Origin of the sequence: Rugamonas sp. (assembly GCF_025354735.1) — a bacterium.
Lineage (GTDB): Bacteria > Pseudomonadota > Gammaproteobacteria > Burkholderiales > Burkholderiaceae_D > Rugamonas.
Window position 1 is genome coordinate 1 of sequence record NZ_JANXMI010000078.1, and the last position, 4,401, is coordinate 4,401.

General features: G+C 66.5%; 4 protein-coding genes. 1 reads left to right on the forward strand and 3 read right to left on the reverse strand.

The window, feature by feature from the left end:
* From Q0S71_RS07270 to Q0S71_RS07280, 3 genes are all read right to left on the reverse strand, one after another.
* Window positions 1–477, reverse strand: a 477-nt coding sequence (locus tag Q0S71_RS07270) for a coproporphyrinogen III oxidase (protein WP_295993517.1), incomplete at its 3' end; no start/stop codon positions are given.
* Between the two features lie 179 nt (window positions 478–656).
* Window positions 657–1,925 carry a phosphoribosylamine--glycine ligase gene (purD, locus tag Q0S71_RS07275; protein WP_295993519.1) on the reverse strand — a complete coding sequence of 423 codons (1,269 nt, stop codon included), beginning with the start codon at window positions 1,923–1,925 and terminating at the stop codon, window positions 657–659.
* A 29-nt stretch (window positions 1,926–1,954) separates the two neighbouring features.
* Entirely contained in the window at window positions 1,955–2,680 is a 726-nt protein-coding gene (locus tag Q0S71_RS07280; RefSeq protein ID WP_295993522.1) for a YebC/PmpR family DNA-binding transcriptional regulator, read from the reverse strand.
* Window positions 2,681–2,873: 193 nt separating this feature from the next.
* Here Q0S71_RS07280 and Q0S71_RS07285 point away from each other — a divergent pair.
* The coding region (locus Q0S71_RS07285) for an alkaline phosphatase D family protein (RefSeq protein WP_295993529.1) at window positions 2,874–4,401 on the forward strand (1,528 nt) is incomplete at its 3' end.

The window sequence follows — 4,401 nt, forward strand, 5'->3', positions numbered from 1 at the left end:
GTCGCCGAACGGGGTGAGGGCGTCGCGGCAGCTCCGGTGGAAGTGGCGCGTGTCGTCCTCGTCGCCGTAATAGGGCGTCAGGTCCATGCCGCCGCCGAACCACCAGACCGGCGTGCCGTCGGCGGCGGTGGTAGTGAAGAAGCGCACGTTCATGTGCACCGTCGGCGCGTGCGGATTGCGCGGGTGGAGCACCAGTGACACGCCCATCGCCTGCCACGGCTGGCCGCCCAGGTCGGGGCGGTGGGCCGACGCCGACGGCGGCAGCGAGGCGCCGGCCACGTGCGAAAAATTGACGCCGCCGCGCTCGATCACATGGCCTTCTTCGATCAGGCGCGAGATGCCGCCGCCGCCGTCGGGACGCTCCCACGCATCGCGCAGGAAGGCCTTGCCGTCGAGCGCTTCGAGCGCCGCGACGATACGGTTCTGCAGATCGAGCAGGTAAGCCTTGACGGCCGATGGGGATGGGGATGACGACATTGCGCGCGGCGATTAAAAAACTGAGGGTCGATTGTACCCTGTTGCGCGTTTTTGTGATAGCTCGGGCTTGGGGCAGGCTAGGTGGGGGCTGAATCTCTGCAAACTAAATCGGGGTCAGGCCACGGTCTTGACCCACGGTCTAGACCCCGACGTTACGACAGCGGCCGAGCCGCCGCCGCTCAGTGCTTCAAACCGCGCCAGCCGATGTCGCGGCGCAGCTGCATGCCTTCAAAGCGGATCTGGTCGACCGTTTCGTAAGCCTGCTTCTGCGCCATGCGCACGCTGTCGCCGAGGCCGACCACGCAAAGCACGCGGCCGCCGCTGACCTGCAACTGGCCCGCCACTTCCCGCGTGCCCGCGTGGAAGGTGAGCGACTCCGGCGTCTCGGCCGGTATGCCTTCGATGACCGCGCCCTTGACCGGCGCGTCCGGATAACCGTCGGCGGCCAGCACCACGCCGACGGCGGTGCGGCGGTCCCATTCCAGCTCGATGGCGTCGAGCGTGCCGTTGACCGCGTGTTCCATCACGCTGACCAGGTCCGTCTTCAGGCGCGACATGATGGGCTGCGTCTCCGGGTCGCCCATGCGGCAGTTGAATTCCAGCGTCTTCGGATTGCCCGCCGCGTCTATCATCAGGCCCGCGTACAGGAAGCCGGTGAAGACGATGCCGTCCTTCGCCATGCCCTGGATGGTCGGGTTGATAATCTCGCGCATCACGCGCGCGTGCATCTCCGGCGTGACGATGGCGGCCGGCGAATAGGCGCCCATGCCGCCCGTGTTCGGGCCCTGGTCGTGGTCCTTGAGGCGCTTGTGATCCTGGCTGGTGGCCAGCGGCAGCACGTTCTTGCCGTCGCACATGACGATGAAGCTGGCCTCCTCGCCGGCCAGGAATTCCTCGATGACGATGCGCGCGCCGGCGTCGCCGAAGCGGTTATCGGCCAGCATGTCGTCGACCGCCTGGTGCGCCTCGGCCAGCGTCATGGCCACCACCACGCCCTTGCCGGCGGCCAGTCCGTCGGCCTTGATGACGATGGGCGCACCCTGCGCGTCGATGTAGGCGTGGGCCGGCGCGAGGTCCGAAAAGGTCTGGTAGGCGGCCGTCGGAATGCCGTGGCGCTGCATGAAGGCCTTGGCGTAGTCCTTCGACGACTCGAGCTGCGCCGCCTCTTTGGTCGGGCCGAACACCTTCAGGCCGCGCGCGCGGAACAGGTTGACGATGCCGCCGGCCAGCGGCGTCTCGGGACCGACCACCGTCAGCGCGATGTTTTCGCGCTCGACGAAGCCGGCCAGTTCGTGCAGGTCGGTGATGTCGAGGTTTTGCAGGCGCGAGTCGCGCGCCGTGCCGCCGTTGCCCGGCGCGACATACACCATCTGGATCCGATCCGATTGCGCCAGTTTCCATGCCAGGGCGTGTTCGCGGCCGCCGGAGCCGACTACCAATATTTTCATAATGCCGATCTATAGGTTCAATACATCTATCAGTCTTCGATCAGCGCGTTGGAGTAGATCTCCTGCACGTCGTCGAGGTTTTCCAGCGCGTCCATCAGCTTCTGCATCTTGATCGCGTCGTCGCCGGTGAAGACGGTTTCGGTGGCCGGCTTCATGATGATCTCGGCCACTTCGGCCTTGAATCCGGCGGCGTCGAGCGCGTCCTTGACGGCGGCGAAATCGAGCGGCGCGCACAGCACTTCAAAGCCGCCCTCGTCGTCGGCGACGACGTCTTCGGCGCCCGCTTCGAGCGCCGCTTCCATCAGCGCGTCCTCGTTGACGCCGGGCGCGAACAGGAACTGGCCGCAGTGCTTGAACATGAAGGAGACCGAATTTTCGGCGCCCATATTGCCGCCATGTTTGTTGAACGCGTGGCGCACTTCGGCCACGGTGCGGACCCGGTTGTCGGTCATGCAGTCGACGATGATGGCGGCGCCGCCGATGCCGTAGCCCTCGTAGCGCACTTCCTCGTAGGCCGCGCCGTCCTCGCCGCCGGTGCCGCGGCTGACCGCGCGCGCCACGTTATCCTTGGGCATATTGGCGTCGGCCGCCTTGTCGATGGCCAGGCGCAAACGCGGATTGGCCGCGACATCGCCGCCGCCCATGCGGGCGGCGACCGTGATTTCCTTGATCAGTCGGGTCCAGATCTTGCCGCGCTTGGCGTCCGTCGCGGCTTTTTTATGCTTGATATTGGCCCATTTGCTGTGTCCAGCCATGTTCGGTCTTCCTTAGGCGGTGTGTCGGTGAGGGCGACATTTTAGCATATCGCCCCATGGCGAAACCGCCGCCCGCCGGCCCCGCCCTTGCAAGCACAATAATAGAAGTGACACTCGATTTCTTGTCGGCGGCCTGTCACAAACGCGTGCTAGAGTTTATTTCTTTGACATTATTACAAGCGGAGACAAGACCATGGACAGAAGGCGGTTCCTCACATACAGCGGCTTCATCACCGTTTCGGCGGCCACCGTCGGCCTCAGCGCCTGCGGCGCCGGCGGCGACACCGCGCCCGTCACGCCGCCGGTGCCGCCCGCGCCGCCGGCCACCGGCGCCAACTGGCTGTTCCCGCAATCGGTGGCCTCGGGCGACCCGCGCGCCGACAGCATCATGCTGTGGACGCGCGCCATTCCGTCGACGCTGGACGTGGCCGCCGCCGTGCCGGCCGCGCCCGACACCGCCATCCGCCTGGTGTTCACCGACGCCGACAACAGCGCCTCGCTCGGCGGCAACGCCGCCCTGAGCGGCGCCACGCTGGTCGACACCACCGTCAATCTGCAAACGCAATTCGACAACACGATACGCCACAAGGTCACGGGCCTGGGCGCCGGCAAGGTCTACTACTACCAGTTCATCGCCGGCGACGTGCGCTCCAACGTCGGCCGCTGCAAGACGGCGCCGGCCGCCACCGACGACGTCGCGCAGCTGCGCTTCGCCTACATGACGTGCCAGGACTGGAGCATCAACCACTGGGGCGCGTTCGACTACATCGCCGCCAACGAAGCGCTGGACTTCATCGTCCACGTCGGCGACTACATTTACGAAACCGTCGGCGACAGCTTCCAGGTCGGCGCCGTCGAAACGCGCCACGCGGCGCTGGCGCTGCCCGACGGGACTTTCCTCAGCGGCAGCGCGGGCGGCAGGTACGCCACCACGCTGGCCGACTACCGCTACCTGTACAAGAAATACCGCAGCGACTTGCGCCTGCAGGCCGTGCACGAGCGCTTCCCCTTCATCGCCATCTGGGACGACCACGAATTCTCGGACGACTGCTGGCAGGACGCCATCACCTACGACGGCAGCTTCAACGCCGACGGCAGCGACCTGCACCAGCCGGCGCGCCGCCGCGGCGCCAACCAGGCCTGGTTCGAATACATGCCGGCCGACGTCAATTTGGACCTGGCCAATCCCGGTTTCCAGAACATCCAGATCTACCGCGACTTCCAGTTCGGGAAGCTGATGCAGCTGGTGATGACGGACGAGCGCCTGTACCGTTCCGACCATGTGATCCCGGAGTCGAGCATCAACCCGGCCACCGGCAAGCCGCTGGGCCGCATCGGCGCGCGCTACCTGGTGCCGGAGGATTTGTTCAACAGCGTCGAGGCGCAGAAGCTGGCCGGCGGCGCCCAGATCGGGGTCGATCCGCTGAGCGTGGCCGGCATGCTGGGCACCACGCAGCGCCAGTGGTGGATGGATAAAATGAAGGCGTCGACGGCGACCTGGAAATTGTGGGGCAATGAAGTGTCGCTGCTGCGCATGGGCCTGGACGGCAGCAAGGCCGTCGCCACGCTGCTGGCGCTGAATGCCATCACGCAGCTGGCCACCGCCATCGGTAGCACGGCCGCTCTGGCGGGCGGCAATTTCGCGGTGGCCTCGGCCATCGTGGCGGCGTCGACGGCCGGCGCCTCGGCCGCGCTGTCGCAGGCCGGCGCGGTGGCGATCG

Bases quoted from the DNA above. Each gene is read 5' to 3' on its own strand.
- purD (WP_295993519.1), bottom strand. From the start codon at position 1,925: ATGAAAATATTGGTAGTCGGCTCCGGCGGCCGCGAACACGCCCTGGCA.
- Q0S71_RS07280 (WP_295993522.1), bottom strand. From the start codon at position 2,680: ATGGCTGGACACAGCAAATGGGCCAATATCAAGCATAAAAAAGCCGCG.